The organism is Mesorhizobium sp. M8A.F.Ca.ET.202.01.1.1 (assembly GCF_004791595.1).
GTDB lineage: Bacteria > Pseudomonadota > Alphaproteobacteria > Rhizobiales > Rhizobiaceae > Mesorhizobium.
The window spans coordinates 1-310 of sequence record NZ_SRUN01000217.1; the positions used below are offsets into that span (position 1 = coordinate 1).

At 60.0% G+C, this 310-nt stretch carries 1 pseudogene; it reads right to left on the reverse strand.

The features are described 5' to 3' along the window. Positions 1-113: 113 nt before the first annotated feature. Positions 114-310 (reverse strand): annotated as a pseudogene (locus EN845_RS34560) (3-isopropylmalate dehydratase small subunit); the annotation flags it as partial.

Genomic DNA, 310 nt, shown 5'->3' on the forward strand with positions numbered 1-310 from the left:
GTCATTTGGTGGTGTTTTCGAGAACCGTAGGCAGCGGACATTTCGTCCGTGAGCAACGGAAGCGCAGAAAACGCCATCAGATGGCCGCCGGAGTAGAATTTCGAAACAGTCTCTCAGGCCCAGGGGCGCAGCTCGGCGTTCTTCTTCTCGAAGGACGCGATGGCGCCGGCCTTCTCCATGGTGAGCCCGATATCGTCGAGGCCATTCAGCAGGCAGTGGCGCTTGAAGTCGTCGAGGTCGAACTTGACCACGCCGCCATCCGGCCCGCGGATTTCCTTCGCCTCGAGATCGACCGAAATCGTCGCGTTCG